The following is a 24,489-nucleotide window of genomic DNA, read 5'->3' as shown; positions in this document are numbered from 1 at the left end:
AAGGACTCCAAGGTGATCGTGGCGATCAACAAGGACGAGGAGGCGCCGATCTTCAGCGTGGCCGACTATGGCCTGGTGGCCGACCTGTTCGAGGCCGTGCCCGAGATGGTGGGCAAGCTGTAAAAGAGCGCATACAAAAGGCATCCGGCGTGGTGCCTTTTTCTTTGAGCGATACGCGATTGATTTGATGGTTGGAGACAAGACAATGAGCTACAAGGCGCCCGTAAAAGACATGCTGTTTGCGATCGAACATCTGGCAAGGATCGACCAGGTGGCGCAGATTCCGGGCTTTGAGGATGCCGGCCTGGATACCGCTCAGGCTGTGCTGGAAGAGTGCGCGCGCTTCAATGAAGAAGTGGTGGCACCGCTCAACGTGCCAGGGGATTTGCATCCCTCCACCTGGAAGGACGGCAGGGTCACCACAACCCCCGGCTTCAAGGATGCCTTTAAGCAGTATGTGGAGGGGGGCTGGCAGGGCTTGCAGCACCCCGTGGATGCGGGTGGCCAGGGCTTGCCCAAGACGATTGGCGCGGCCTGTGTCGAAATGCTCAACAGTGCCAACATGAGCTTTGCCCTGTGCCCGTTGCTGACCGATGGCGCCATCGAAGCCCTGCTGACTGCGGGTAGCGATGCGCTCAAGAACACCTATCTCGAAAAGCTGGTTTCCGGCCAGTGGACGGGAACGATGAACCTGACCGAGCCACAGGCTGGCTCCGATCTGGCCCTGGTGCGCACACGTGCCGACAAGGAGGCCGATGGCAGCTACAAGCTCTTTGGCACCAAGATCTTCATCACCTACGGCGAGCACGATATGGCAGAGAACATCGTGCACCTGGTGCTGGCCCGTGTGGCAGGGGCGCCCGAAGGGGTCAAGGGCATCAGCCTGTTTGTCTGCCCCAAGTTCCTGGTGAATGGTGACGGATCACTCGGGGCGCGCAACGATGTGCACTGCGTCAGCATCGAGCACAAGCTGGGCATCAAGGCATCGCCCACCTGCGTGCTGCAGTATGGTGACAACGGCGGTGCGGTGGGTTACCTGGTGGGCGAGGAGAACCGTGGCCTCGAATACATGTTCATCATGATGAACGCTGCGCGTTACGCCGTGGGTATGGAGGGCGTGGCCATTGCCGAGCGCGCCTACCAGCATGCAGTGGCCTACGCCAAGGAGCGTGTGCAGAGCCGCCCGGTGGACGGCAGCGTGGCGGGTAGCGCCACCATCATTCACCACCCGGATATCCGCCGCATGTTGATGACCATGCGCGCCTACACCGAAGCTTGCCGCGCGATGGCGCTGACGGGAGCCGCATCATTTGATGCTGCGCACCAGCACCCCGACGCAGAGGTCCGCAAGGTCAATCAGGCGTTTTATGAATTTCTGGTGCCGCTGATCAAGGGCTACAGCACCGAAATGAGCCAGGAGGTGACCAGCCTGGGCGTGCAGGTGCATGGCGGCATGGGTTTCATCGAGGAAACCGGGGCAGCCCAGTACTACCGGGATTCGAAGATCCTGACCATCTACGAAGGCACCACTGCCATTCAGGCCAATGACCTGGTGGGCCGCAAGACGGCGCGCGATGGCGGGCAGGTGGCCAAGGGCATAGCCAGCCAGATCGAGGCGACCGAGAAGGCACTCATTGCCAGCGGTACCGAGGGTGCAAGGTCACTGGCTATCAATCTGGAAAAAGCCCGCAAGGCGTTTTTGGATGTGGTGGATTTTGTCGTCAGCACCAGCAAATCGGCCCCCAACGACGTGTTTGCCGGCAGCGTGCCGTATGTGATGTTGGCGGGCAATCTGGTGGCGGGTTGGCAGATGGGCCGCGCCCTGCTGGCAGCGCAGGAGCTGCTGACGGCTGGCAGCGGCGACAAGGCCTTCCTCGAAGCCAAGGTGACAACCGCTCGTTTCTATGGCGAGCATATTTTGGTAAAAACCTCGGCATTGCGTGATGAAATTCTGCATGGCGGCGCATCGGTGATGGCCTTGCCGCTCGATAGCTTCTGATGTCAGGGCAGGCGGCCAGTGATCACCGCCTGGATTGCCATGGAGCAGAGGGCTGCTTGCGCAAACATGGTGGGCGTGAGCAGCTTTTTTACACCGATTACCTATGACAGGCGGCCTTTTGCAAAAACGGCTGTTGGCAGGCCCGAAGGCCTTTTGAATCGAAGGAGATCCCATGTCCCAACTTCCTGGCGCATTGAAACACGTGCCGTTTCCGGTGATCGGTTCGCCGCTTTTCATCATCAGCAATCCCAAGTTGGTGATTGCACAGTGCAAGGCGGGCATTGTGGGCTCCATGCCTGCGCTCAATGCCCGGCCGGCTGAGCAACTGGAAGACTGGCTGGCAGAGATTACCGAAGAGTTGGCTGCGCACAACCGCGCCAATCCGGACAGTCCCGCAGCACCGTTTGCCATCAACCAGATCGTGCACCGCACCAACGAGCGTCTGGAGCATGACATGGCGCTGTGCGAGAAGTACAAGGTGCCCATCCTCATCACTTCGCTGGGGGCGCGCGAAGACGTGTTCCAGGCAGCGCACAGCTGGGGCGGCGTGGTGCTGCACGACATCATCAACAACACCTTTGCGCACAAGGCCATCGACAAGGGGGCGGATGGCCTGATTGCCGTGGCAGCAGGTGCAGGAGGCCACGCGGGCATCAAGAGCCCGTTTGCACTGGTGCAGGAAATCCGTGAATGGTTCGACGGCCCGCTGGCGCTGTCGGGCAGCATTGCCAGCGGCCGCTCGGTACTGGCGGCGCAGGCCATGGGCGCAGACTTTGCCTATATCGGCTCGGCCTTCATCGCGACCGACGAAGCACGTGCCGTGGATGAGTACAAGCAGATGATTGTCAGCTCCAATTCGGATGACATCATCTACAGCAACCTGTTCACTGGCGTGCATGGCAACTACCTGAGCCCGTCGATCCGCGCGGCTGGCATGGACCCGGACAACCTGCCGGTTTCTGATCCAAGTTCGATGAGCTTTGGCAAAGAGCGCAAGGCCTGGAAAGACATCTGGGGCAGTGGCCAGGGCATTGGTGCCATCAAGCAGGTGGTGCCGGCAGCGGAACTGGTGGCGCGCCTCAAGCGCGAGTATTTCGCTGCCCGGGATGGATTGGTGGAGCGTGCTGCAGCTGCCGAGCGCTCCGCTGCAGCAAGTGAGAGTGCTGTGGCCTGAGCACCGTGCTGGCCTGCGAGCTTGCGCTTCGGCCGTTGTACAGCTGATTACAGAACTTTTGGCAGATGGTGCGCTCCAATGGTGCGCCATCTGCTATAAGTTTTGTATGTTTCAGCGACGCAGGCTACCTGCCTTTCCAATATCACGCCGCGCCTGTATAGGTGGGCTGCTGGCGTTTTCGGCATTGCCCGGTTTTGCCGCAGGCGTGGAGAGAGTGGCATCGTCCGCCCTGCCGCAGGGCGCGCGCAGCATCAGCATTACCCAGTCTCAATTGCAGAACGCTGTGGCGGCCAAGTTTCCGCTGGCGCGGTCGTGGCAGGGCATGGTGGTGATTCAATTGCAAAAGCCCGCCGTTCAGTTGCTGGCCAGCAGCAACAACCTGCGTACCATGCTGGATATCTGGGTGACTGAAAAGCTGATGAACACCGAGTATCCCGGCCAGATAGCACTGGATTTTGGCCTGTACTACAGCGACGCTGACAGCACCATCCGTATGCAGCATGTCCGCGTAGAACAGCTCCACATGCAAGGCGTGCCACCCCAGTACCAGCCCATGTTCCAGACCTATGCGCCGCGCCTGGCGGAGCAGGTGTTGAACGGCCTTGCCGTGTATGAGCTTCCCGCCAGCCAGCGCATGCTGCTCAAAGGCCTGGGCTACACGGTGCACAGCATGGAAGTGCAGGCGGACAAGCTGCGCATCGTTCTCGCGCCCAAGCCGCTTGGCACTGAGCAGCCCTAGAAGGTCGACACGTTCTTAGTCGTTGATTTCTTTTTTGCCCGGTGATTTGCCCGTCAGCCGGTCCTTGAGACTCAGTACGCGGGTGACAGCGCTGCCCATGCCCATCAACTGCATGGCGGTTTCCGGGTTCAGGCGTTGCACGTCGTCAAACCAGGTCATCAGGCGGTCGATCAGGTCGTACATCTCCTGCATGCGCTGCTGGGCGTATTTCTCATCGTCCGAATGGGTTTCCTGCAGCAGGGCGGAGCGCAGCATGGATTGCGTGGGCTCGATCTCTCGGCGGCGGCGCTCTTCCGCCAGTGTGCGGAATATCTCCCACACATCGTTGGGTGACTCGAAATACTCACGCCGATCACCAGGCAGGTGGCGCATATGCACAAGGCGCCAGGATTGCAGCTCTTTCAGCCCCATGCTGACATTGGAGCGCGAGAACGACAGGCCTTCGGCAATCTCATCGGCATTGATTGGACGAGGCGACAGAAAGATCAAAGCATAGATCTGCCCCACCGTGCGGTTGATACCCCAGCGGCTGCCCATTTCGCCAAAATGCGAAATAAACTGGCGGGTGAGTTCGGGCAGAGGAGCTTCGGGCGTTTTCATGGTTGGATTATCGGTCTTTTCAGAAAATGCTGAATCCATTGCGGACGAGCACCAGCGCAGTGAGGATTCTGCTATGTAAAGAGGACGAATTTGTGTGTTGCGGCGTCAACCAGCATACGCAAACAGGCGTTAGACCTTGAGCAGCACTGTTTATGCAGTGTTGCGACTGTGTTTGACCATTGTTGGTCTCCACTGCTGGAAGGCTTTCCTGGCGTGCCCCTCCAATCCACGTTTGCAGCGATTGGTTGGAACGGGCCGGTCTTCCCCCCAGCGGTGAGCGGCCGGCCTGACGACCTTGTCTTCTACAACAACGCATAACAATCGCAATCTGTGGCTGGACGTCATCAAAGGAGCATGCTGCGCGGCCATCGTGTGGCATCACCTGGCCTTCTATGGCCCGATGTCCGACGTGGCTCGCCAAGTCACCCCGGGTGTCATCGACTGGCTGGCGGACTATGCCCGTATTGCCGTGCAGATTTTCCTGGTCATGGGTGGCTACCTGGCTGCCGCGAGCCTGGCGCCCCAGGGCATTGCACGGTTTGGCCAGCCTCTGGAAAAGATCGGCAAACGCGCGCTGCGGCTGCTGGCGCCGTATTCCGTTGCACTGCTGTTTGCCGTGCTGATTGCCGCCTTGGTACGCCCCTGGTTTGCGCATGAATCCGTACCCGGAGAGCCCAGCTGGCACCAACTGATTGCCAATGCCCTGATGCTGCAGGACATCACGGGTGAAGATGCGCTGTCGGCCGGTGTCTGGTATGTGGCCATCGATTTCCAGCTGTTTGCCGCAGTGACCTTGCTGTTTGCCGCCACGCGTGGCTGGGAGCGGCGTTGGATGGGGCTGTCCGTCAGCCAGTACCTGGTGATTGGCCTTACCGCGCTGTCACTGTGGGTGCTCAATCGCAACAGCGATCTGGACATGTGGTTTGTCTACTTTATCGGCGCCTATGGCGTGGGCATGCTGGCTTATTGGGGCAGGTCCAGCAGCCGACCCTGGGCATGGACGGCGTTGCTTCTCCTGCTGGGGCTCGTTTCGTTCGAGATCGAATTCCGCCTGCGGATTGCCGTAGCCTGCGCCAGTGCCGTGGCTTTGCTGTGGCTGATGCGTGTGCCTTCCGATGGCAAGGTGGGCGATTGGCTGGCGGGCCATATTGCTCCGCTGCGCTGGTTGCAGTCGCTGGGGCAGTTTTCGTATTCGGTGTTCCTCGTCCACTTCTCTATCGTGGTGTTGTGCAATGCCGTGGCTTCGCAGGTGATTGCGACACAGCCCTGGCTCAACTGGCTGGGCATGTGCGTGGCATTCGCACTGTCACTGCTGGCGGGGCGTGTGCTTTATCACTTTGTGGAGGCGCGTACGCCCAGCCTCAAAGGCGTGGCGCGCTGGGAGCTGGGCTTTATCGGCGCAGGCCTTGTCGTGAGCTTGTTGAGTGCCCGTTTTGCGCTGTAAGCGCTGGTCAATGTGACCCGTCATGTGAAACAAAAGCACGCCATGGCGTGCTTTTTCATTGGGTTGCCGTGGCCTGAAGGGTCAGCGGTGCAGTTCGCCAGCGCGCTCCGGCTGGTAGACGATACCGGTCACGCGTACGGTCATGCTCTTACCGCCCACCGACGGCCATGCCAGCTCGTCTCCGACCGACAGGCCCAGCAGTGCGCTGCCGACGGGGGCGAAGACCGAGACCTTTTCGGTGCTGCCATCCAGATCCTTGGGGTAGACCAGGGTGAGCTGAAACTGTTTGCCTGATTCAGCCATATCGAAGGTGACAGTCGAGTTCATGGTCACCACATCGGGCGGAATATCCGTGGGCTCGACGATGTCAGCGCGCGCAATTTCCGCTTCCAGATCCGCTTTTCCAGGGAAAGCCGCAGCAGACATTTGTGCCAGCAATGCCTCCAGGCGATCCACGTCCAGCGACGACAAGATGAGATGGGGCTTGCGAGACATCAAAACTTCCTCCGGATGATGAAAAGTCGAACTGTAGGCGATCCGCAATCTCGCACCATATTGGTGCGAATAGAAGCTGGCCAATTCGTCCCATTGGCAGGTCTGTCTTGTCTTTGTATACTGTATAAATATACAGTATCAGCGATGAAATACCGTGCCGCAAAACAAGCATTCCTCTCGCTCTCCCATCATCTTTAATGGTGAGGAGTGGGTGCGCACCGGCGAAGATGCGGAGCCAGCCCCTGTGGCGGTCGCGCCAAACCGTCCTGCTCAGAAAGGGCGCGGGGCCGTCTCTGCGCCCCTGCACCGGTTTGCCAAAGAGCAGCGCGAATGGCTGGATGATGGCTGGAATGGAGCCGTGGCTCAAGGTGTCGGTATGGATGCGGAAGAGCATGATGCCTCGCACGACGAAGCGATCTGGTGGCAGCAGGCTGCGCAGGCACTGGGCACCCAGGTGCACGAGGAGCGGGCACGCAGCGCGATCCAGAAGAACGATTCCCCAGATATCTTCTTCGACCATTCGGTCAACCCGTACCGGGGCTGCGAGCATGGCTGCATCTATTGCTATGCGCGGCCATACCATAGCTACCTCAATCTATCGCCGGGGCTGGATTTCGAGACGCAGTTGTTTGCCAAGACCAATATTGCAGAGGTGCTGCGGCGTGAGATCGGCCATCCCCGCTACCGGCCGGCCTCGCTCAACATTGGCTCGGCGACTGATTGCTACCAGCCCATCGAGCGAGACTGGCGGCTGACGCGGCAGGTGATCGAGGTTCTGAACGAAGCCTGCCACCCGTTCTCGGTGATCACCAAAAGCAGTGGTGTCGAGCGCGATATTGATTTGATAGCAAAAGCCGCAAGCCACAAGCGTGCTGCGGCCTATATCACCATCACCACGCTGGATGGTGGACTGGCGCGGTTGTTGGAGCCCCGCGCTGCCGCTCCGCGCCGAAGGCTGCAGACCATACGCCGCCTCGCAGAAGCTGGGATTCCCGTGGGGGTCAGTGTTGCACCGCACATTCCCTTTCTGAACGACGACATGGAGCAGGTGCTGGATGCTGCACGTGAAGCAGGTGCAACCACCGCTTTCTATACAGTGCTGCGCCTGCCCTGGGAGCTGAACGGTGTGTTTCAGCAATGGTTGCAGGCGCACTACCCACAGAGAGCCGCGCGGGTGATGGAGCGTGTGCGCGACCTGCACCAGATCAGCGACGAGGAGCGCTCGCGCGGCAAAAGCTACAACAGCGACTATCTCACCCGCATGAAAGGCCAGGGCCTGTGGGCGCAATTGGTTCGCCAGCGGTTTGTGCGCAGTTGCGAGCAGCTGGGTTACGGACGCGAGCGTGAGCCGCTGGATTGGGCTCCGTTTGCTGCATGGCAGCAGGGCCAGCGCGGGCCACAGCAAGGCAGCCTGTTTTAGCCTGGGTTGGGTGCATACCGAGTTGCCACCCGTGCTGCTGGGGCAGATATTCAGGCGGGGGCGCCGGTATGGGCTGGCATGCCCGCCACACCCGGGCGTGCCTGGCTGCTGCCGGAAGTGGCGCAACCGGCAAATATATCCAGCTTGGCGTTGTGCAGGCTGGTCTGCACATCCGTCAGGCCCAGCACGGAGTGAAAGTAGTTGTCGTGGCTGATCCTGCTGCTGCCCAGGGATTGCTGCAGGCAGGCCGTGTTGACACCCATGCGCTGCTGCATCAGCGGCGACAGCCAGGTGATCCAGGGTACATGCTTTTGCACGTCTGGTGCGACGGAGTAGGGCAGGCCGTGCAGATAGATGTTGTTCTCGCCCAGCGATTCGCCGTGGTCGGCCACGTACATCATGGCAGTGGGCTGGCGCTGGCCTTTTTGCTCCAGCCAGCCAATCAGGCCGCCCAGCATCCGATCGGTCGCGACAATGCTGTTGTCGTAGGCGTTGACCAGCGACTCACGGTCGCACGATTGCAGGGCCACATTAGTGCACTCGGGCGCAAATTTCTTGTCCTGGGAAAGCGAGCGCTTGAAGTATGCCGGTCCGTGGCTTCCCATCTGGTGCAGTACCAGCACCACACCGCGCGCACGTTGTTCTACAGGCAGCGCGTCGATGCGATTGTCCAGATCGTCCAGCAGGGCCATGTCGACGCACTCGCCGTCCTTGCAAAGGGCGGCCTGTTCCTGTGGATTCAGGCCAATGGCTTTGCCTGCATCGGCTTTTTCGAGCGCGGATGGCTGATTGCTGGCGGGCAGGGTTGCGGCATTGTGTACGCGCGCGCATACGCCCTTGCAGCCAGACTGGTTGTCTACCCACAGCACGGCGAGGCCAGCGCGTTGCAATACATCCAGCAGGTTTTCGTAGGATTTGCTGCTGTTTTGACCATCTCGCCCCAGGTGCGAGAACATGCATGGCAGCGATACCGCAGTGCTGGTGCCGCAGGACCAGGCGTCCTTGGCTACGATCAGGTCATTGCGGGCAGAAAGCTGGGGCGTGGTCGCGCGGTTATAGCCATACAGGCCAAAGTTGCCCGCACGGCCCGTTTCTCCCACCACCAGCACATAGATGGGGTATTGCGACTGGCCGATGTAGCTGGCGCCCAGCTTGGCATCCTGACCAATGGGGTAAAGCGTGGTGTCACGGCGATGGAATTGCTGCACGCCCAGGCTGCCTGCGGCATACAGCGTGGAAAGCGGATTCATCATGTAGCGCAGCTGTGTGTGGTTGCGCATGGTGGAGGAGATGGGGCGAAAGCCTGCCAGAACCACCAGCACCATGGCCACCACGGCCAGCAGCATGAACGCGAGCTGGCGCAGCAACGGGCGCCAACTGGTGTTGGGCTGCAGACTCTGGCGCAGCAACCACCAGGTAGGTGGTATGGCGATGGCCCCTACGGTGACAAAGAGGCTCCAGTGCAGCAGATCGCGTGCTTCGCGCACATCGGTTTGCAGCACGTTGACCAGCATGGACGCGTCAATGGCGATGCCGTAATTGAGCATGAAGTACGCAGCGAACGCCGTCACCCAGCACAGAAGCACCATCACCGGCTTGGATGCACGGCCCCAACTGAGCAGATTCAGGATGGCCCAGCAAGCGAAGGCAATGGCCAGGCCGAGGGCGAGACCCAGTCCCCACGGCTGGGTATTTCCCTGGCCGGAGATGCCTGCAACAGCCTTCCACAAGGCCAGATTGCCGATGCTGGCAAGCCATAGGCTGATGACCAGCGCAACCCACCATACGGGGCGAGCCTGTACGAGGCCTCGGCTGGAGCGCAATGCCAGTTCACCCAATGCGGGCGGATTGCCCGCCATGGAGGAAGGAAGTGCAGCACTGCCGGGGGGGACAATGGATTTACCAGCGAGAGAGAGCAGCCGGGCAAGAAACTTCATCCGCGCATGGTCGCGGGAGGAGCTTAAAGCGGCATTAATGTGTCACAGATATGAAATTGACCCTCGGCAGTCCCTTGAGCAGACTATTGCCCGGTAGGGGGGCTGCGTGTTGTACAGGTCAAGAAAAAACCCGCCAGAGGCGGGTTTGTGCTGCGGGTGCACCTCGTTATGAGGTGCTGGCAGAGGCAGATCAGCGTTGTGCGATAGGCTTGACGTCGCGCACCACCGAGCCGGTGTACAGCTGGCGAGGACGGCCGATCTTGTACTCGGGGTCTGCCATCTGTTCGTTGAGCTGGGCGATCCAGCCCACGGTGCGGGCCAGGGCAAAGATGCCGGTGAACAGCTTGACAGGGATGCCGATGGCGCGCTGCACGATGCCGGAGTAGAAGTCCACGTTCGGGTACAGCTTGCGCGACACGAAGTAGTCGTCTTCCAGGGCAATCTTTTCCAGCTGCTTGGCCAGGGCGAACAGCGGATCGTTTTCCAGGCCCAGCTCTGCCAGGATCTCGTTGCAGGTTTCCTGCATCAGCTTGGCGCGTGGGTCATAGTTCTTGTAGACGCGATGGCCAAAGCCCATCAGCTTGACGCCGCTGTTCTTGTCCTTCACCTGTTCCATGAACTCGCCCACCTTGGCAATACCGCCATTGGCCTGGATGTGTTCCAGCATGTTCAGGCAGGCTTCGTTGGCGCCACCGTGCGCAGGGCCCCACAGGCATGCCACACCAGCGGAAATGGCGGCAAACGGGTTGGTACCCGACGAGCCGCACAGACGCACGGTGGAGGTCGATGCATTCTGCTCGTGGTCTGCGTGCAGGATGAAGATGCGGTCCAGTGCGCGTTCCACCACGGGGTTGACCTGGTATTCCTCGCAAGGGTTGCCGAACATCATGCGCATGAAATTGCCTGCATACGACAGATCGTTCTTGGGGTACATGTAGGGCTGACCAACGCCATACTTGTACGCCATGGCAACCAGGGTTGGCATCTTGGCGATCAGGCGGATCGCGGCGATGTTGCGGTGCTCAGGGTTGTTGATGTCGGTGCTGTCATGGTAGAAGGCCGACATGCCGCCCACCAGACCGGTCAGCACGGCCATAGGGTGTGCATCACGGCGGAAGCCGCGCAGGAAGAACTGCATCTGCTCGTTGACCATCGTGTGCTGGGTCACGGTGTTCTCGAAGTCGGCCTTCTGCTTTTCATTGGGCAATTCGCCGTACAGCAGCAGGTAGCAGGTTTCGAGGTAGTTGCAGCTCTTGGCCAGCTGTTCGATAGGGTAGCCACGGTACAGCAGTTCACCCTTGTCGCCATCGATGTACGTGATGGCGGACTGGCAGGCAGCCGTCGAGAGGAAACCTGGGTCATAGGTAAACATGCCGGTCTGGGCATACAGCTTGCGGATGTCGATCACATCCGGGCCGATGCTGCCCTGGTAGACCGGCAGGTCCACGCTTGCTGAGCCATTGCTAAACGATAGCGTGGCTTTGTTGTCTGCTAGTTTCATAACTGGTTCCTTCTCGAGTTAGTCCGCTAGGGATGTGCGGTGTTTTCGGCTGCGCAGCATTCCCAGCACTTCATGAACATCAGGTGTGTCGAGGTTGTCTGTTGGTTCCTTGCGGTTGAGCAGCAAGTCCAACAGATCGTTGTCCGACAGATTCATCAAAGCGGTCAGCCCTTGCGCCTGGCGGACATTCAGGCTTGCTCCATAGGTGTGGAAGAACTGTTCGATGAAGATGTCGTTCTCCACCAGGCCGCGGCGGCTTCGCCAACGCAGCAGATCACGGGCACGTTCATCCAGCAGTTCGTTTTCCATCTTTGCTCTACCCGGTTCTTAGACGGCGCGACGCACCATCAGTTCCTTGATCTTGCCAATGGCCTTCGTAGGATTGAGGTGCTTGGGGCACACGTCCACGCAGTTCATGATGGTATGGCAACGGAACAGACGGTACGGGTCTTCCAGGTTGTCCAGGCGTTCGCTGGTGTGGTCATCGCGGCTGTCCGCGATGAAGCGGTAGGCCTGTAGCAGACCGGCCGGGCCCACGAACTTGTCGGGGTTCCACCAGAACGAAGGGCAGCTGGTCGAGCAGCTGGCGCACAGAATGCATTCATACAGGCCATTGAGCTCTTCGCGCTCTTCGGGTGACTGCAGGCGCTCCTTGTCGTTGGCGACAAAGCTGTCAGCCATCAGGTAGGGCTTGATCGAGTGGTACTGCTTGAAGAACTGGGTCATGTCCACGATCAGGTCGCGGATCACTGGCAGGCCAGGCAGCGGCTTGAGCACAATCTCACCCTTCAAGGTGTTCATGTTGGTCAGGCACGCCAGACCATTCTTGCCGTTGATGTTCATGGCGTCCGAGCCGCAAACGCCTTCACGGCAGGAGCGGCGGAACGAGATGGACGGATCCATCTCCTTGAGCTTGACCAGCGCGTCCAGCAGCATGCGCTCGTGGCCGTCGAGTTCCACCTCGACCGTCTGCATGTAAGGCTTGGCGTCTTTATCGGGGTCGTAACGGTAGATTTTGAAAGTACGCTTCATTTGGGATGTTCTTTCGTGGGCTGCGTGGATTTAGAACGTACGGACCTTGGGAGGTACGGATGGCACGGTCAGAGGCTTGAGCTGGACCGGCTTGTAATCCAGGCTGTTGGAATCGCTGTACCACAGGGTGTGCTTGAGCCAGTCGATGTCATTGCGGCCCAGAGGGTACTTGGGATCGTCGGCAGGATGCTCGTAGTCATCCACGGTGTGGGCGCCACGGCATTCGGTACGGGCAGCAGCAGAGACCATGGTGGCCTGCGCCACTTCGATCAGGTTGGCCACTTCCAGTGCTTCCATGCGGGCCGTGTTCCAGACCTTGGATTTGTCCTTCAAGGTCACACCGCCCACGCGAGCGCGGATCTCGGCAATCTTCTTGACGCCTTCGTCCATGCTCTTTTGCGTGCGGAACACACCTGCGTGCTGCTGCATGCAGTTGCGGATGTCGTTGGCCACGTTCTGCGCATACTCGCCGCTGCTCGATTCGTCGAGCTTGTTGAGGCGCGAGAGCGAGAAGTCGGAAGCGTTTTCAGGCATTTCCTTGAACTCGCCATAGCCATTGACGTAGTTGACGATGTGCTTGCCGGCCGACTTGCCGAACACCAGCAGGTCCAGCAGCGAGTTGGTGCCCAGGCGGTTGGCGCCGTGCACCGACACGCAGGAGCATTCGCCCACGGCGTACAGTCCGTTGACCACGTTGTTCTTCTCGCCATCCCACACCACGACCTGGCCGTTGATGTTGGTAGGAATGCCACCCATCTGGTAGTGGATGGTGGGCACCACGGGGATTGGCTCCTTGGTGATGTCCACGTTGGCAAAGTTGTGGCCGATCTCTTCCACGGACGGCAGGCGCTTGTGGATGGTTTCGGCTCCCAGGTGGGTCATGTCCAGCAGGATGTAGTCCTTGTTGGGACCGCAGCCACGGCCTTCCTTGATTTCCTGGTCCATCGAGCGCGAGACGAAGTCGCGGGGTGCCAGATCCTTCAGGGTGGGCGCATAGCGCTCCATGAAGCGTTCGCCTTCGCTGTTGCGCAGAATGGCGCCTTCGCCGCGACACCCTTCGGTCAGCAGCACGCCCGCGCCAGCCACGCCGGTGGGGTGGAACTGCCAGAACTCCATGTCCTGCAGCGGAATGCCGGCGCGCGCCGCCATGCCCAGGCCGTCGCCGGTGTTGATGAACGCGTTGGTCGATGCCTGGAAGATGCGGCCAGCGCCGCCGGTAGCCAGCAGCACGGCCTTGGCGTGCAGCTCATAGAGATCACCGGTTTCCAGCTCCAGCGCGGTCACGCCGACCACGTCGCCCGATTCGTCACGGATCAGATCCAGTGCCATCCACTCCACGAAGAAGTTGGTCTTGGACTTGACGTTCTGCTGGTAGAGCGTGTGCAGCATGGCGTGGCCGGTGCGGTCGGCTGCGGCGCAGGCGCGTTGCACGGGCTTTTCGCCGTGGTTGGCCGTGTGGCCGCCAAATGGGCGCTGGTAGATCGTGCCATCGGGATTGCGGTCAAAAGGCATGCCGAAGTGTTCAAGTTCGTACACAACCTTGGGTGCTTCACGGCACATGAACTCGATGGCGTCCTGGTCGCCCAGCCAGTCGGAGCCCTTGATGGTGTCGTAGAAGTGCCATTCCCAGTTGTCTGGCGACATGTTGCCCAGCGATGCGGACACGCCACCCTGCGCCGCCACGGTGTGCGAGCGGGTGGGGAAAACCTTGGACAGTGCAGCAACGGACAAGCCAGCCTTCGACAGCTCCAGTGCAGCGCGCAAGCCAGACCCGCCTGCGCCAACGATGACCACGTCAAACTTGCGTTTGGTGATGTTCTCTTTTGTATAGCTCATTGTTTTCTTTCAATCGCAGGGATCACAGACGCCACAGGACCTGGAGACCCCAGCCGAGGCAGCCAACCAACCACACCAGCACGAACACCTGCAGCACGAGGCGCAGGCCGGCAGGCTGGATGTAGTCCATGAAGATTTCGCGCATGCCCACCCAGGCGTGGTAGGCCAGAGCCACCAGGGTGCCAACGGTGATGAACTTCATCCACTGGTGGGCAAAGATGCCTGCCCACTGCTCGTAGCCGATGGGGCCCTTGATCAGCAGTACCTGCACCAGCAGGGCTACGGTGAACAGCGCCATCAGCAGGCCGGTCACGCGCTGGGCCAGCCAGTCGCGCAAGCCGTAGTGGGCACCTGTCACGACACGCTTGGAGCCGTAATTGACGGACATGGGGAGATCCTTTCTATTCTTTGGTAATGCAATCGCAGGTGATCAGTACAGGCCAAACAGCTTGGCGCCCAGGATCGCGGTGAGGATCAGGCTGATCGCAAAGCAGGCGAGGGCCGACGAGCGGCCAAATTCCTTGGTGACCGACTTGTGCGAGATATCCATCCAGATGTGGCGCAGGCCGGCGCAGAAGTGGTGGAGGTAGGCCCAGATCAGTGCCAGCACCACCAGCTTGATGAACCAGCCAGCAAAAATGCCGACGCCCGTGTTGAAGGCGGCGGCAAATCGGGCGTAAGAGTATTCCGACGAAATCGAGGTATCGAGCAGCCAGATCACGAATGGCAGCAGCAGGAACATGATCAGACCGCTGGCGCGGTGCAGGATCGACAGCTTGGCAGCCGCGGGCAGGCGATAGGTCGTGAGGTCCGATAGAGGGTTGATATTTCGGAACTCTGGCCGCTTTTTCGTGGTATCTGTCATGGTGAGGATATCTTTCGTGGATGTAACTGCTATGTAATCGGGTTGCTCAAACCGGGAAAATTTTATTGCAATGCAGCGCGAAGGTCTAAGGGTTTCTCATTAAACCCCGGGGTGATCGCTATGACTTGACCGGCGCACTAGCTCAGGGTATTGCTGTAGTGGTGGGTGTCCGTGCGGTAAAGTCCTCGTCGTAATTCCATGGGAACATCGTTATAGGTATAGGCCACGCGCTCCACACTGAGAAGCGGGGTGGCTTGGTCTACTTGCAGAAGCTGGGCCTGCGCTTCGTCCGGTAGCACGGCGCGCAGTTTCTCCTCGGCACGCACCATGCGCACGCCGTATTCCACCTCGAACATGGCATAGGTCGCGCCGGGGTAGTCACGCATCTGCTCGGCAGACAGGCCTTTGAAGTTGCTGCTGGGCAGCCAGAGGTCTTCCAGAATGGTGGGCGTGGATGCCAGAACAAGCACGCGCCGCACGTGGATCAGGGATTCACCCGTGGGAACCTGCAGCAGCTTGCAGATGTCGCTCAGGCCCTTGATGGTACGGCACGAAATGATATTGCGCTGGGTGGGCCCTTCCTCGTTGCGATCACCGGCATCGGGCAGCAGCCGCAGAAAGCGGTATTGCACATTGCGCTCCGCATGGGTGGCCACAAAAGTGCCCTTGCCCTGGCGGCGCAGCAGCAGATTCTCGGCAGCCAGTTCGTCAATGGCCTTGCGCACGGTCCCCTGGCTGACACGGTAGCGGGCAGCCAGCTCCATTTCGCTGGGAATCATCTCCCCTGGCTTCCAGGCCCCTGCCTGCAGGCTTTGCAGGATCAGGCTCTTGATCTGCTGATAGAGCGGGCTGAATGCCGGTGCGCCGCCACCCACGCTGTCGCCCGCAGGCGTGCTGCTGGTGTCGTTTGCGTTGGGGGTGGAGGATGTCATGCGCTTGTCTCTTCGGAGGCTTAACCTCTCGTGCGCCGCTCGTCGGGCGGCGCCAGTCAGTTCGTATCTCGGATGCACATATTGTAGCAACCGAAGCTGCAATCATATCTTATATAAGACATAAGACAAATTGACTGAGTGATCTGTTCAAGAGTACACTTGCACGTTGTTTACAGGCCTGTAACTGGGATGCTGCCAGCCGTAAAGCGACATGTTTTACCGGTAATGGCCTGGATGGACACCTCTCATCTATTTTCTGGAGTTTTCCCATGAGCAAGAAGCCCGTACGTGTCGCTGTCACCGGCGCCGCTGGTCAAATCGGTTACGCCCTGTTGTTCCGCATCGCTTCCGGCGAAATGCTGGGCAAGGACCAGCCAGTCATCCTGCAATTGCTGGAAATCCCGGACGAAAAGGCCCAGAACGCGCTCAAGGGCGTGATCATGGAGCTGGAAGACTGCGCATTCCCCCTGCTGGCTGGCATCGAAGCCCACAGCGACCCCATGCAGGCTTTCAAGGACACCGACTACGCGCTGCTCGTGGGTGCCCGTCCTCGCGGCCCTGGCATGGAGCGTGCCGACCTGCTGGCCGCCAATGCACAGATCTTCACTGCACAAGGCAAGGCGCTGAACGCCGTGGCTTCGCGCAACGTGAAGGTGCTCGTGGTGGGCAACCCTGCCAACACCAATGCCTACATCGCCATGAAGTCGGCACCTGACCTGCCAGCGAAGAACTTCACCGCCATGCTGCGCCTGGATCACAACCGCGCTGCCTCGCAACTGGCTGCCAAGGCCGGCTTCAAGGTGGGCGACATCCGCAAGCTGACCGTCTGGGGCAACCACTCGCCCACGATGTATGCCGACTACCGTTTTGCCACCGTGGACGGCAAATCCGTGAAGGAAACCATCAACGACCAGGAATGGAACAAGGACGTGTTCCTGCCCACCGTGGGCAAGCGTGGTGCTGCCATCATCGCCGCTCGCGGCCTGTCGTCGGCAGCCTCTGCCGCCAATGCCGCCATCGACCACATGCGCGACTGGGCCCTGGGCTCCAATGGCGAGTGGGTCACCATGGGCGTGCCTTCCAACGGCGAGTACGGCATCCCTGCCGGCATCGTGTTCGGCTTCCCTGTGACCACCGAAAACGGTGAGTACAAGATCGTGACCGGCCTGGAAATCGATGCCTTCTCGCAAGAGTGCATCAACAAGACCCTGGCCGAGCTGCAAGGCGAGCAGGACGGCGTCAAGCACCTGCTGTAATCTGGCGAGGCAATAGACATGGTTCAGTGGAATGCCCAGCTCTACAGCCGCTTTGAGGACGAGCGTACGCGCCCGGCCGCCGAGCTGCTGGCGCGCGTGCCCTTGGCTGATGATGCGGCGTATGTCGTGGACATCGGCTGCGGCCCGGGCAATTCCACCGAACTTCTGGCCCGGCGCTTTGTGCATGCGCAGGTGCTGGGTGTCGACAATTCGCAGGACATGCTCACGGCTGCGCGTGCACGTCTTGCGAATGCTCGCTTCGAACTGTCAGATATCGCCAGTTGGCAGCCTGAGAAGATCAATGGCCGCCTGCCTGACCTGATCTTTGCTAATGCTGCACTGCAATGGGTGCCGGATCATGAGCAGCTATTTCCGCGCCTGCTTGGCATGCTGGCGCCCGGTGGCGTGCTGGCCATCCAGATGCCGGACAACCGCGAAGAGCCTACGCACCGCCTGATGCGTGCAGTGGCTGCCGAGCAACCCTGGGCAGACCATATCGGAGACCCGCATGCGGTTCGCACCGATTTGCTCGCCTTGAATGACTACTACGATTTGTTGGCCCGTGGCGCGCAGGTAGATGTGTGGCGCACGGCATACCAGCACCCAATGGACAGTGCCGAGGCCATTGTCCAATGGGTTCGTGGCACCGGACTGCGTCCGTTCCTGGAGCCTTTGAATCCCGAGCTGCAAGCCAGTTTTCTGACCGAATATACGCGCCGCATCGACGCGGCCTACGGCAAGCGCAGCGACGGCAAGCGCCTGCTGGCGTTCCCTCGCTTGTTTTTGGTGGCCAGGCGCCCCATCTGATGTCCGATATGAGCGTTTCTGCCATCCATCCTGCACAGGTTCTGCTCGGCGCCCAGGGCGGCGCCCTGAGTTTGCCGGTGTGCGACCACTACAGCGGCGTGGAAGAGCGCATGCGCAAAAGTCTGGCCTTGCAGGCAGAGATGACGGCCGAGTTTGGCCGTTGCGTGTTCGATGTGACCCTGGACTGTGAAGACGGCGCTGCCGTCGGGCAGGAAAAGGAACATGCGCGGCTCGTCGTATCGCTGGCCAATGGCGCCGCGCCGGGGGCTCGGGTGGCTGCACGCGTGCATGCGGTGGATCATCCGTCGTTTGCCGATGACATCGCCATGATTGCAGGCGAAGCGGGCCACAGGCTCTGCCACATCATGCTGCCCAAGGTGGAATCGGTGGACGATGTGGTGCAGGCGGAAAAGCTGCTCCAGCGTGCGACCGGTGCAGATGTGCCACTGCATGTCCTGATCGAATCGCCGCAGGCGGTGCACCGCGCTTTTGAGATTGCAGCGCACCCGCGCGTGCAGAGCATCAGCTTCGGGCTGATGGATTTTGTGTCTGCACACGGCGGCGCGATCCCTTCCAGCGCCATGGGCGTGCAGGGGCAATTCACGCATCCGCTCGTGGTGCGGGCCAAGCTCGAAATTGCTGCTGCCTGCCATGCCTATGGCAAGGTGCCGTCGCATTGTGTGGTAACAGAGTTTAAAAATCCTGACGCGATGCAGCAGGCTGCCCACAGGGCGGCCAGCGAGTTTGGCTATACGCGCATGTGGAGCATTCACCCCGCACAGATTCGCCCGATCCTGCAGGCATTTGCGCCGACGGAGGCAGAAGTCGCACTGGCTGCACGCATTGTGCGGGCTGCGGCCGATGCGCAGTGGGCCCCCATCAGTGTGGATGGAGTGTTACACGATCGCGCCAGTTATCGTTACTTTTGGCAAGTTTTGGAGCGGGCTGCGCAAACCGGTTGCCCTTTGCCGAGTACAGTGCGGGAGTGGCTGTAACCAGATCCGGTCAGCCCTTTCCCTGTTTCTTGCGTTGTATCGCGGGAGTTATTGTTATGAAAAATCGCGTGATTTCGTTGTTGGTGCTGGCTCCTGCGCTGGCCTTGGTTCAAGTGGGCGCACAGGCTGCAGAAAAGAAGCCCGCCAAGCCTGCCGCCGCTACGGCCAAGAAGGCCGCAGCCCCTGCCAAGAAAACGACTGCCAAAAAATCCACCGCCAAGAAGGGTGCAGCGGTTGCCGCTGGCGCTGCTGGTGCAGTAGCCGTCGGCTCTGCCGCCGCCATTCCGACCCAGCAGACGCTCACGCCAGCCGAGCTGGCCATTGCCGAGCAGGTGTACCAGGGCCGCATCAGCTGCGAACTGGGTGCTTCGGTCAGCATTGCCAAGGATTCGGTGAACCCCGGCTACTTCTTTGTGGAAGGCAAGGGCTTCAAGTACCACATGTCGCCTGTTTCCACCTCCACCGGCACGGTGCGTCTGGAAGATGCCAAGGCAGGCGCGATGTGGCTGCAGGTGGCCAACAAATCCATGCTCATCAACCGCAAGCTGGGCCAGCGCATGGCTGACGAATGCATGAGCCCAGAGCAAAACCAGGTGGCTGAAGCCATCAAGAAAAACCCCCCCGCCGCCTTGTTTGAAGGCAACGGCCGCTGATCCCTGTCAGCGGCGTGGATGCAGCAGGCACGGCGCGCCCCACCATTGAAATAGAGAACCGGAGTAAGTATGTTGAAAGCCTACCGCGACCATGTGGCTGAACGCGCCGCACTGGGCATTCCCCCGCTGCCCTTGGATGCCAAGCAGGTTGCCGAGCTGATCGAGCTGATCAAGAACCCTCCCGCTGGTGAAGACGCTTTCCTGCTGGATTTGCTGACCCACCGCGTGCCCCCGGGCGTGGACGATGCCGCCAAGGTCAAGGCGTCCTTCCTGGCAGCGGTTGCGCATGGCGACATCAAGGTTGGCCTGATCTCCAAGGCCAAGGCGACCGAATTGCTGGGCACCATGGTGGGTGGCTACAACGTGCAGCCGCTGATCGAATTGCTGGACGATGCCGAAGTCGCCACGGTGGCCGCCGATGCGCTCAAGAAGACCTTGTTGATGTTCGATTACTTCAACGACGTCGCCACCAAGGCCAAGGCTGGCAATGCCAAGGCGAAGGAAGTGATGCAGAGCTGGGCCGATGCCGAATGGTTCACCTCGCGCCCCAAGGTTGAGGAAAAGATCACGGTCACCGTATTCAAGGTGCCTGGCGAAACCAACACCGACGATCTGTCGCCAGCACCCGATGCCTGGAGCCGCCCCGACATTCCGCTGCACTACCTGGCGATGCTGAAGAACACCCGCCCCGACGCGGCCTTCAAGCCCGAGGAAGACGGCAAGCGCGGCCCGATGCAGTTCATTGACGACCTGAAGAAAAAGGGCCACCTCGTTGCCTACGTGGGCGATGTGGTCGGCACCGGCTCTTCCCGCAAGTCGGCCACCAACTCCATCATCTGGGCGACCGGCATGGACATTCCCTTCGTGCCCAACAAGCGCTTCGGTGGTGTGACGCTGGGCGGCAAGATTGCGCCGATTTTCTTCAACACGCAGGAAGACTCCGGCTCGCTGCCGATCGAAGTCGATGTCTCGAAGATGGAAATGGGCGACGTGCTCGACGTCTTCCCGTACGAAGGCAAGGTCGAGAAGAACGGTGCCAAGATCGCCGACTTCGCCCTCAAGAGCGACGTGCTGCTCGATGAAGTGCAAGCCGGTGGCCGTATCAACCTGATCATTGGCCGTTCGCTGACCGCCAAGGCTCGCGAGACGCTGGGCCTGCCTGCATCCACCGCTTTCCGCCTGCCGCAAGCCCCTGCTGCTTCCAATGCAGGCTTCACGCTGGCGCAGAAGATGGTCGGCCGTGCATGTGGTCTGCCAGAAGGCCAGGGCATTCGTCCCGGTACATACTGCGAACCTCGCATGACCACCGTGGGTTCGCAAGACACCACCGGCCCGATGACCCGCGATGAGCTCAAGGACCTGGCTTGCCTGGGTTTCTCGGCTGACATGGTGATGCAATCCTTCTGCCACACCGCAGCCTACCCCAAGCCCGTGGACGTGAAAACCCACCGCGAACTGCCTGCTTTCATCTCCAACCGTGGCGGCGTGGCCCTGCGTCCTGGTGACGGCGTGATCCACAGCTGGCTCAACCGCCTGCTGCTGCCCGATACCGTGGGCACCGGCGGCGACTCGCACACGCGTTTCCCCATTGGCATCTCGTTCCCCGCAGGCTCGGGCCTGGTGGCCTTCGGTGCTGCCACCGGCGTGATGCCTCTGGACATGCCTGAATCCGTGCTGGTGCGCTTCAAGGGCGAAATGCAGCCCGGCGTGACGCTGCGCGATCTGGTGCACGCAATTCCTCTGTACGCCATCAAGGCAGGTCTGCTGACCGTGGCCAAGGCTGGCAAGAAGAACATCTTCTCGGGCAAGGTTCTCGAAATCGAAGGTCTGCCCGATCTGAAGGTGGAGCAGGCATTCGAGCTGTCCGACGCCTCGGCAGAGCGCTCGGCAGCTGGCTGCACGATCAAGCTCAACCCCGAGCCAATCAAGGAGTACCTGACCTCGAACATCGTTCTGATGAAGAACATGATCGCCGACGGTTACGCCGACGCCAAGACCCTGCAGCGCCGCATCGAGAAGGTGGAAGCCTGGCTTGCCAAGCCCGACCTGCTCGAAGCCGACAAGGACGCCGAGTACGCCGCCGTGATCGAGATCGATCTGGCCGACATCAAGGAGCCTATCGTCTGCTGCCCCAACGATCCGGACGACGCCAAATTCCTGTCCGAAGTGGCCGGTACCAAGATCGATGAAGCCTTCATCGGTTCGTGCATGACCAACATCGGTCACTTCCGCGCTGCAGCCAAGCTGCTGGGCGGCCAGCGTGACATCCCCGTCAAGCTGTGGGTGGCACCGCCAACCAAGATGGACCAGAGCGAGCTGATCAAGGAAGGCCACTACGCTGCCTTCGGCACCGCTGGTGCACGTACCGAAATGCCCGGCTGCTCGCTGTGCATGGGCAACCAGGCCCAGGTGCGCGAAGGTGCGACGGTGATCTCCACCTCCACCCGCAACTTCCCCAACCGCCTGGGCAAGAACACCAACGTGTTCCTGGGCTCGGCCGAGCTGGCTGCCATTGCATCGCGCATCGGCAAGCTGCCTACCAAGGAAGAGTACCTGCAGGAAATGGGCGTGATCGATGCCGACAAGGCCTCGGTGTACCGCTACATGAACTTCAACGAAATCTCCGAATACGCAGAAGTCGCAGAGAAGGTCTGATGCCCGGCAGCCTGATGGCTGCTGAAGCAAGGGGCTGCATTTGCCACGTCCCTAGAAAACCCCGCCAGATGATCTCTGGCGGGGTTTTTTCATTGCACCGGCAGGCGTGCTGCGTTCGGTCCGCGCAGCCCGGGCGATCAGGCGTCGGGGGCACCGTCCGCAGCCTGCATGGCGGCACGCATGCCCGCCAGGGCCGTTTTGGTTGCGGCATCCGCAGGAAAGAAGGATTCGACCGCCAGCTCCTGCAGGGTCACATCCACCGGCGTGCCGAAGATGGTGATGGTGCTGATGAAGCTCAGCTTTCCCAAAGCGGTATGCAGCTCGAAGGGTACGGCAATGTGGCTGCCGGGGGCTGCACCGTGCAGGGCATCATCGCCGCCCTGGCAGGGGTAGGCGGCGATTTCATCATGCAGGGCCTGCAACTGGCCGTCGGCCGTTGCTGCAATCTGTTGTTGCAGGCGGTGCAGCAGGTGGGCGCGCCACGCTCCGGCATTGGCCAGGCGCGGGCCCAGCCCTTCGGGGTGGAGGCTCAGGCGCAGAACATTCACCGGGGGCTCGAGCAGGTGCGGCGCAACGCCTTCGAGCAGCAGCGGCACGATGGCATTGGCGGCCACCAGATTCCAGTGCCGGTCCACCGCGAGCGCGGGGTTGGGCTCATGGCCCTGGAGCACCAGTTCCACGGCCTGGCGTGCGGCCGCCAGATCGGGGTGGTCCAGCGGGCGCGCCTGGTACATGGGCGCAAAGCCCGCAGCCACCAGCAGCGCATTGCGCTCGCGCAGCGGCACCGACAGGCGCTCGGCCAGACGCAGCACCATCTCGCGGCTGGGCTGCGCGCGGCCGGTTTCCACATAGCTCAGGTGCCGGGTCGAAATATCGGCTTCCAGCGCCAGGCCTTGCTGGCTCAACCGGCGGTGCTGGCGCCAGTGGCGCAGGTGCTCGCCAAATGGGGCGCGGGCACCTGGTGGCGCAGTGGATGCAGGAGTCGCATGAAAGGAGGGCGCAGTGCTGGTGTTCATGCCTGCATCGTAGTGGCAAGCGGGGAGGGCGGGCCATGACCTGCGAGGTTATCGACGCAGTGCACGCAGATGGGAACCATGGAGCCCAGCAGCCGGTACTGGACTGGCCGCAGACCTTCTTCATTCAACAGGAGTCTTTCATGTCCGTCTTTGCTTCTCCCCGGTTCTTGCCCCGTGTGATGTGGGCCGATGCAGCGTCCTGTGCGGGTACAGGCATTGCCCAGCTGGCTTTTACGCAGCCGCTCGCCCGTTTGACGGGTCTGCCTCCATCCTTGCTGGCCGGGACGGGCCTCTTTCTGCTGGTCTATGCCTTGGCTGCGGGCTGGATGGCGCGGCGCCAGCCAGTGCCGCGCACGCTGGTCGGGCTGGTCGCCGTGGGCAATCTGGGCTGGGCGCTGGCTTGTGCAGCCCTGGTTCTGGGCTCCAGCCTGGTATTGAGCGGCTGGGGCGTGGCATGGGTGGCGGTGCAGGCGGTTGTTGTGCTGGCCCTGGCCGATCTGCAGTGGATGGGGCTGCGCGCCACGCGGCAGGCAGCAATGCCGAGTCAGCGGGCGGTTGCCTGAACTGCCGCCAGAGGCCACCCCACTCGACTCGCAGGCAGCTGGAAGCAGGAGCCCAGCCTCCACGCCGGGCCTGCTAGCAAGGCATCAATGCAGCTTGACTTCAAAAAACGCTTCTTCCACCGCGATGTCGCGAAAGCCGGCAAACCGGGCGCGCTCAAAGGCCTTGAGCCAACTGCGGGCTAATTGCTCCTGGCCGGGGTTGATCTCATCAGCGCCTTCTGCAGCGCTGCTCCACGCTTCCCATGCCTCCACCAGCGCTTGTTCCGAAGGGAACTGGCGCTGCAGCTCTTTGACAAAACGCGCTTCTGCCTTGCTGCGCAGCGCCGGTTCAATGCCCTGGCAATCCTGCAGGTGGGCTTCGATCAGGGTGACAGTTTCCATGGATGAATATCTGTATATAAAAACAGTATTGAGTATCTTATGAAACTGTTTATTTGTACAGGTATTTTGTGCGAATTGTTTCACTGCATCCGCAGGGCCTTGTTGCATAAATCGGTTTGGGACTGAGTCTCCCCAAACCCCAGACGTAGTTATGCCACGGCCACCGTTTGGGGCGTGCCCAGCTCGGTG

At 60.8% G+C, this 24,489-nt stretch carries 23 protein-coding genes and 1 pseudogene; 12 read left to right on the top strand and 12 right to left on the bottom strand.

The features are described 5' to 3' along the window. From ABIE32_RS20850 to ABIE32_RS20835, 4 genes and pseudogenes are all read left to right on the top strand, one after another. Positions 1-123: pseudogene (locus tag ABIE32_RS20850) on the top strand (electron transfer flavoprotein subunit alpha/FixB family protein); the annotation flags it as partial. 82 nt (positions 124-205) lie between these two features. Further along, positions 206-1,999: an acyl-CoA dehydrogenase gene (locus ABIE32_RS20845; RefSeq protein ID WP_429019053.1), complete on the top strand. Its 1,794-nt coding sequence runs from the start codon at positions 206-208 to the stop codon at positions 1,997-1,999. Between the two features lie 172 nt (positions 2,000-2,171). After that, positions 2,172-3,173: an NAD(P)H-dependent flavin oxidoreductase gene (locus tag ABIE32_RS20840; RefSeq protein ID WP_429019050.1), complete on the top strand. Its 1,002-nt coding sequence runs from the start codon at positions 2,172-2,174 to the stop codon at positions 3,171-3,173. Between the two features lie 214 nt (positions 3,174-3,387). After that, positions 3,388-3,912 carry a hypothetical protein gene (locus ABIE32_RS20835; RefSeq protein ID WP_429019048.1) on the top strand — a complete coding sequence of 175 codons (525 nt, stop codon included), beginning with the start codon at positions 3,388-3,390 and terminating at the stop codon, positions 3,910-3,912. A 15-nt stretch (positions 3,913-3,927) separates the two neighbouring features. Here ABIE32_RS20835 and ABIE32_RS20830 read toward each other — a convergent pair whose 3' ends face one another. Further along, positions 3,928-4,512: a GbsR/MarR family transcriptional regulator gene (locus ABIE32_RS20830; RefSeq protein WP_429019045.1), complete on the bottom strand. Its 585-nt coding sequence runs from the start codon at positions 4,510-4,512 to the stop codon at positions 3,928-3,930. A gap of 295 nt (positions 4,513-4,807) precedes the next feature. Between ABIE32_RS20830 and ABIE32_RS20825 the strand changes: the two genes are divergently transcribed. Continuing rightward, positions 4,808-5,956, top strand: coding sequence for an acyltransferase family protein (locus ABIE32_RS20825; RefSeq protein WP_429019043.1), 1,149 nt, complete (start codon positions 4,808-4,810; stop codon positions 5,954-5,956). 81 nt (positions 5,957-6,037) lie between these two features. Here the strand turns inward: ABIE32_RS20825 and rnk are convergent, their stop codons facing one another. Then, positions 6,038-6,451, bottom strand: coding sequence for a nucleoside diphosphate kinase regulator (gene rnk, locus ABIE32_RS20820; protein ID WP_224151862.1), 414 nt, complete (start codon positions 6,449-6,451; stop codon positions 6,038-6,040). 244 nt (positions 6,452-6,695) lie between these two features. On the opposite strand from rnk, the gene ABIE32_RS20815 reads away from it, so the two are divergent. Next, on the top strand, positions 6,696-7,871 hold the full coding sequence (locus ABIE32_RS20815; protein ID WP_429019055.1) for a PA0069 family radical SAM protein: 1,176 nt from the start codon (positions 6,696-6,698) through the stop codon (positions 7,869-7,871). A 50-nt stretch (positions 7,872-7,921) separates the two neighbouring features. Here the strand turns inward: ABIE32_RS20815 and ABIE32_RS20810 are convergent, their stop codons facing one another. From ABIE32_RS20810 to ABIE32_RS20775, 8 genes are all read right to left on the bottom strand, one after another. Continuing rightward, on the bottom strand, positions 7,922-9,808 hold the full coding sequence (locus ABIE32_RS20810; RefSeq protein ID WP_429019040.1) for a phosphoethanolamine transferase: 1,887 nt from the start codon (positions 9,806-9,808) through the stop codon (positions 7,922-7,924). 190 nt (positions 9,809-9,998) lie between these two features. Continuing rightward, positions 9,999-11,309, bottom strand: coding sequence for a citrate synthase (locus ABIE32_RS20805; protein ID WP_224151865.1), 1,311 nt, complete (start codon positions 11,307-11,309; stop codon positions 9,999-10,001). Positions 11,310-11,327: 18 nt separating this feature from the next. Continuing rightward, complete coding sequence (locus ABIE32_RS20800; protein WP_224151866.1) at positions 11,328-11,618, bottom strand: succinate dehydrogenase assembly factor 2; 291 nt, start codon at positions 11,616-11,618, stop codon at positions 11,328-11,330. Between the two features lie 18 nt (positions 11,619-11,636). Further along, positions 11,637-12,341, bottom strand: coding sequence for a succinate dehydrogenase iron-sulfur subunit (locus tag ABIE32_RS20795; RefSeq protein WP_224151867.1), 705 nt, complete (start codon positions 12,339-12,341; stop codon positions 11,637-11,639). Between the two features lie 30 nt (positions 12,342-12,371). Continuing rightward, positions 12,372-14,177, bottom strand: a complete 1,806-nt coding sequence (sdhA, locus tag ABIE32_RS20790; protein ID WP_224151868.1) for a succinate dehydrogenase flavoprotein subunit — start codon at positions 14,175-14,177, stop codon at positions 12,372-12,374. A gap of 22 nt (positions 14,178-14,199) precedes the next feature. Beyond that, a complete protein-coding gene (gene sdhD, locus ABIE32_RS20785) occupies positions 14,200-14,565 on the bottom strand; it encodes a succinate dehydrogenase, hydrophobic membrane anchor protein (RefSeq protein WP_224151869.1) in 366 nt (121 codons plus the stop codon). A 42-nt stretch (positions 14,566-14,607) separates the two neighbouring features. After that, positions 14,608-15,042 carry a succinate dehydrogenase, cytochrome b556 subunit gene (gene sdhC / locus ABIE32_RS20780; RefSeq protein WP_429019036.1) on the bottom strand — a complete coding sequence of 145 codons (435 nt, stop codon included), beginning with the start codon at positions 15,040-15,042 and terminating at the stop codon, positions 14,608-14,610. Between the two features lie 137 nt (positions 15,043-15,179). After that, positions 15,180-15,974, bottom strand: a complete 795-nt coding sequence (locus ABIE32_RS20775) for a GntR family transcriptional regulator (protein ID WP_224151871.1) — start codon at positions 15,972-15,974, stop codon at positions 15,180-15,182. A gap of 269 nt (positions 15,975-16,243) precedes the next feature. Between ABIE32_RS20775 and ABIE32_RS20770 the strand changes: the two genes are divergently transcribed. The 5 genes from ABIE32_RS20770 (at position 16,244) to acnB (ending at position 22,340) form a co-directional block, all read left to right on the top strand. Beyond that, on the top strand, positions 16,244-17,230 hold the full coding sequence (locus ABIE32_RS20770; protein ID WP_224151872.1) for a malate dehydrogenase: 987 nt from the start codon (positions 16,244-16,246) through the stop codon (positions 17,228-17,230). A gap of 18 nt (positions 17,231-17,248) precedes the next feature. Continuing rightward, entirely contained in the window at positions 17,249-18,037 is a 789-nt protein-coding gene (gene tam / locus ABIE32_RS20765) for a trans-aconitate 2-methyltransferase (RefSeq protein ID WP_429019032.1), read from the top strand. Between the two features lie 8 nt (positions 18,038-18,045). Beyond that, positions 18,046-19,032, top strand: coding sequence for an HpcH/HpaI aldolase/citrate lyase family protein (locus tag ABIE32_RS20760; RefSeq protein WP_429019029.1), 987 nt, complete (start codon positions 18,046-18,048; stop codon positions 19,030-19,032). A gap of 56 nt (positions 19,033-19,088) precedes the next feature. Then, a complete protein-coding gene (locus tag ABIE32_RS20755; RefSeq protein WP_224151875.1) occupies positions 19,089-19,685 on the top strand; it encodes a hypothetical protein in 597 nt (198 codons plus the stop codon). A gap of 69 nt (positions 19,686-19,754) precedes the next feature. Further along, positions 19,755-22,340: a bifunctional aconitate hydratase 2/2-methylisocitrate dehydratase gene (acnB, locus tag ABIE32_RS20750; RefSeq protein ID WP_429019026.1), complete on the top strand. Its 2,586-nt coding sequence runs from the start codon at positions 19,755-19,757 to the stop codon at positions 22,338-22,340. 137 nt (positions 22,341-22,477) lie between these two features. Here acnB and ABIE32_RS20745 read toward each other — a convergent pair whose 3' ends face one another. Beyond that, entirely contained in the window at positions 22,478-23,356 is an 879-nt protein-coding gene (locus ABIE32_RS20745) for a helix-turn-helix domain-containing protein (RefSeq protein WP_429019023.1), read from the bottom strand. A gap of 140 nt (positions 23,357-23,496) precedes the next feature. Here ABIE32_RS20745 and ABIE32_RS20740 point away from each other — a divergent pair, with 140 nt between their 5' ends. Continuing rightward, on the top strand, positions 23,497-23,919 hold the full coding sequence (locus tag ABIE32_RS20740) for a hypothetical protein (RefSeq protein WP_429019020.1): 423 nt from the start codon (positions 23,497-23,499) through the stop codon (positions 23,917-23,919). An 84-nt stretch (positions 23,920-24,003) separates the two neighbouring features. On the opposite strand, the gene ABIE32_RS20735 is transcribed toward ABIE32_RS20740, so the two are convergent. Beyond that, entirely contained in the window at positions 24,004-24,300 is a 297-nt protein-coding gene (locus ABIE32_RS20735) for a hypothetical protein (RefSeq protein ID WP_224151878.1), read from the bottom strand. Between the last annotated feature and the right edge of the window lie 189 nt (positions 24,301-24,489).

Origin of the sequence: Comamonas sp. 4034, from assembly GCF_050434545.1 — a bacterium.
Taxonomy (GTDB): domain Bacteria; phylum Pseudomonadota; class Gammaproteobacteria; order Burkholderiales; family Burkholderiaceae_C; genus Comamonas; species Comamonas odontotermitis.
Note: the sequence above shows the minus strand (reverse complement) of the source record. Positions and strands in the feature narration are given on the sequence as shown.

Coding starts and splice junctions, on each gene's coding strand:
- ABIE32_RS20755 (WP_224151875.1), top strand. CDS start 19,089: ATGAAAAATCGCGTGATTTCGTTGTTGGTGCTGGCTCCTGCGCTGGCC.
- ABIE32_RS20830 (WP_429019045.1), bottom strand. CDS start 4,512: ATGAAAACGCCCGAAGCTCCTCTGCCCGAACTCACCCGCCAGTTTATT.
- ABIE32_RS20800 (WP_224151866.1), bottom strand. CDS start 11,618: ATGGAAAACGAACTGCTGGATGAACGTGCCCGTGATCTGCTGCGTTGG.
- ABIE32_RS20760 (WP_429019029.1), top strand. CDS start 18,046: ATGAGCGTTTCTGCCATCCATCCTGCACAGGTTCTGCTCGGCGCCCAG.
- tam (WP_429019032.1), top strand. CDS start 17,249: ATGGTTCAGTGGAATGCCCAGCTCTACAGCCGCTTTGAGGACGAGCGT.
- ABIE32_RS20805 (WP_224151865.1), bottom strand. CDS start 11,309: ATGAAACTAGCAGACAACAAAGCCACGCTATCGTTTAGCAATGGCTCA.
- ABIE32_RS20740 (WP_429019020.1), top strand. CDS start 23,497: ATGTCCGTCTTTGCTTCTCCCCGGTTCTTGCCCCGTGTGATGTGGGCC.
- ABIE32_RS20745 (WP_429019023.1), bottom strand. CDS start 23,356: ATGAACACCAGCACTGCGCCCTCCTTTCATGCGACTCCTGCATCCACT.
- ABIE32_RS20775 (WP_224151871.1), bottom strand. CDS start 15,974: ATGACATCCTCCACCCCCAACGCAAACGACACCAGCAGCACGCCTGCG.
- ABIE32_RS20845 (WP_429019053.1), top strand. CDS start 206: ATGAGCTACAAGGCGCCCGTAAAAGACATGCTGTTTGCGATCGAACAT.
- ABIE32_RS20840 (WP_429019050.1), top strand. CDS start 2,172: ATGTCCCAACTTCCTGGCGCATTGAAACACGTGCCGTTTCCGGTGATC.
- ABIE32_RS20795 (WP_224151867.1), bottom strand. CDS start 12,341: ATGAAGCGTACTTTCAAAATCTACCGTTACGACCCCGATAAAGACGCC.
- sdhA (WP_224151868.1), bottom strand. CDS start 14,177: ATGAGCTATACAAAAGAGAACATCACCAAACGCAAGTTTGACGTGGTC.
- sdhD (WP_224151869.1), bottom strand. CDS start 14,565: ATGTCCGTCAATTACGGCTCCAAGCGTGTCGTGACAGGTGCCCACTAC.
- acnB (WP_429019026.1), top strand. CDS start 19,755: ATGTTGAAAGCCTACCGCGACCATGTGGCTGAACGCGCCGCACTGGGC.
- ABIE32_RS20735 (WP_224151878.1), bottom strand. CDS start 24,300: ATGGAAACTGTCACCCTGATCGAAGCCCACCTGCAGGATTGCCAGGGC.
- ABIE32_RS20770 (WP_224151872.1), top strand. CDS start 16,244: ATGAGCAAGAAGCCCGTACGTGTCGCTGTCACCGGCGCCGCTGGTCAA.
- ABIE32_RS20810 (WP_429019040.1), bottom strand. CDS start 9,808: ATGAAGTTTCTTGCCCGGCTGCTCTCTCTCGCTGGTAAATCCATTGTC.
- sdhC (WP_429019036.1), bottom strand. CDS start 15,042: ATGACAGATACCACGAAAAAGCGGCCAGAGTTCCGAAATATCAACCCT.
- rnk (WP_224151862.1), bottom strand. CDS start 6,451: ATGTCTCGCAAGCCCCATCTCATCTTGTCGTCGCTGGACGTGGATCGC.